We start from the raw sequence: 2,882 nt of genomic DNA, 5'->3' as shown, positions 1-2,882 counted from the left end.
GACGGCGACGTCGGGCGGCTCCGGGCCCGCCGTGGCGGACGTCCGGACGGGACCCGCAGACGGCCCGACCGACCCGGGCGCCTTCATCGCGTCGTACGTGCCGCCCGACCCGGTCCCTCGCGGCCCGGCCGAGGTGCACATGCCGGCGTCGTACCCGTACCAGCCCCGGCTGCGGGTCTTCCCGCAGCCCGAGCGCGACGCCACGGACCACAACCGGACGGCGAGCCACGCCGACCTGGCGCCCCGGCTGCAGCGGCTGATGGAGCGCAGCGACCGGGTCTCGACGCAGGTGGTGGGGCAGTCCACCGAGGGGCGTGACCTCTACCTGGTCACCGTGACGGCGCCGGAGAGCGAGGCGGACACCGCGCGGCAGGCGGACTGGCGCACGGAGATCCGCGACCGGCCGAGCATGGCGGCGCGCGACTCGGCCCTGCGGTCGGGCTACAAGACCCCGATCTGGATGACCGCGAACATCCACGGCGACGAGTGGGAGGGCACGGACGCGGCGCTGCGGGTCATCGACCGCCTCGCGACGGCCGACGACCGGGCCACGCGCGAGACCTTGGCCCGCCACCGGATCGTGTTCAGCCTGACGCTCAACCCCGACGGCCGCACCCACGCGACCCGCTCGACGTCGCTCGGCCTGGACGCCAACCGCGACATGATCACGCTCGCCACGCCCGAGGCGCGCTCGTACGCGCGTACCCTCCAGGCGGTGCAGCCGCTGCTCGCGGCAGACTTCCACGGCTACACGGGCGTGCTGCAGCTCGAGCCCGCCGGCCCGCCGCACGGCGAGAACTACGAGTACGACCTGCTCCTGCCCCACGGCTACGCGATCGCGCGCCAGGTCGAGGACGACGTGGTCGCCGCCGACATCGCCGGGAACATGTACTACGACCCCGACACAGGCCGGGCGGTCGAGAGGGACACGGGGTTCGTCAAGATTCCGTACCGAGACACCCCGTCCGGCTGGGACGACTACCCGCCCGTCTTCACGGCGCAGTACGCGGCCCTGCACGGCGCGGTGGGCACCACGGTCGAGCTGCCGCTGGGCCGCACGGGCGCCACCACCACGCCGGCCGACTCCGCGGTGGACACCGAGGTGGCGGCCACGGCGATGACCTCGATGATCGACTACGTCCACCGCACCTCGGACGCCATGCTCGCGGGCCAGGTCGAGACCTTCCGCCGCGGGGTGGCCGGTGCGCCCAAGGTTGCGCTCACGGCGAAGAACGTTGCCCACGTCCCCGGCCCGGACGAGTGGAAGCGGCACTGGAGCACCACCGACGACCAGGAGCCCGTGCGGCTCCCGCGCGCCTATGTGATCTCCGTGGGTGAGGACCAGCGGTCGGCGAGCGACGCCGAGGACCTGGTGGACACTCTCCTGTTCCACGGCATCGAGGTGGGCCGGTTGGACGCCCCGGCGCGCGTGCCGGGCACGGGCACCACCTACCCCGCGGGCTCGTACGTGGTGGACCTGCACCAGCCGCTGCGAGGCCTGGCGAACTCCCTGCTCGGCCCCGGCTCCGACATCTCCGCCAAGGTCCCGGGCATGTACGACATCTCGGCATGGTCGCTGGCCGAGCTCTGGGGCGCGACGGTGGACCCGGTGGGCGCCACGACCGACGGACCGGTGGGACGCACCACCCTCCTGCACGCCCCCGTCGAGCACGGCGGCGACGTCCCCCACGAGCGCTACCTGCGGTTCGACCTCGCCGGCGTCGCGGACCACCGCGCCCTGAACGACCTGCTCGGCCAGGACGTGGCCGCGCGGCTGACAGCGGACGGCGGCGTCGTCGTCGGGCCGGACGGGCGGGGCGCGGCCCGGGTCGCGGCCGGCCGGTACGGCATCGACCTCGATGCCTCGACGCGCGCCGAGTACCGGTCGGCGGAGCCGGCCGAGGACCTGACGATCGCGTACGTGGGTGACCAGGACGACCGGCTGGCGCTCATGGCGCTCGGCTTCGACGACCTGGTCGCGGTCTCGGCGGGCGGTATCGGGACGAGCGCCGCCGCCGGCCGGCCGACGGGCCTCGAGGGTGCCGACGTGCTGTGGGTCGGCACGACCTTGGACCTCCCGCCGGGGACGGTGGGTCACGACCACGTCCGGTCCTGGCTGCGCGACGGCGGCGCGATCGTCGGCCGCGGCGCGGGCGCCTTCGCGGCCGCGAAGTCCTTCGGCCTGGTCAGCGGCACGGCGGTCAGCGGCGACGAGGCGGGCAACGGCATCATCGAGACCGACACCCCGGGCGACGTGCTGGGCGACCACCCGCAGGACCGGGGGTTCGTCTACCCCGCGGTGTGGTTCACGGACGTGGGCCCGGGCACGACGGCGGAGCTGACCTACGGCAGCTTCCTGGCCGGCCACTGGTCCTCGTCGGGCCACGGACCCGGACCGGAGGCTGCCAGTGGGCGAATTGCAGCTGTATCCGGCAAAATAGGACATGCGCGGGCGTTCGTGTTCGGCACGTCGGTGTTCTTCCGTACCCATCCCCGGGGTGGCCTGAGCCAGGCGGGGACGGCGATCCACTGGGCCGCGGGCTGATCTCCGCGGACGTGCTGGTCACACCGTGGCCGGGGCACCGGGGATCACCAGGGGTATGTGGAAGACCGGGTGCTAGCGCTATCGTCTGCCGTGTTGTGCTCCCGAACGCCCCGTGGCCCGCGGGCGTGGTCGGGAGCCCCGACGCAGGGGTCCCGTCGTGGGAGGCCCGGAGCAGGAGAAGGTCCCGTGAGTGCCGACATCGACCCGACCGAGGCCATACCTCAGGTCACGGCCGAAATGATCGCGAAGGCGGCAGCCCAGCAGGCCCCGGCCGCGCGTGAGGCCCCCGCCGCACCGGAGCGCACGCCGGCCGGGAAGCCGGAGCACGGGCCCCGGC

At 74.0% G+C, this 2,882-nt stretch carries 1 protein-coding gene; it reads left to right on the top strand.

The features are described 5' to 3' along the window. Window positions 1–2,545: M14 family zinc carboxypeptidase (locus PROKR_RS01055; RefSeq protein ID WP_051432568.1), on the top strand; the 2,545-nt coding region annotated here is incomplete at its 5' end. Between the last annotated feature and the right edge of the window lie 337 nt (window positions 2,546–2,882).

This window comes from Promicromonospora kroppenstedtii DSM 19349, from assembly GCF_000515355.1.
Lineage (GTDB): Bacteria > Actinomycetota > Actinomycetes > Actinomycetales > Cellulomonadaceae > Promicromonospora > Promicromonospora kroppenstedtii.
The sequence above is the reverse complement of the archived record's forward strand: the minus strand, read 5'-3'. Positions and strand labels throughout refer to the sequence as shown.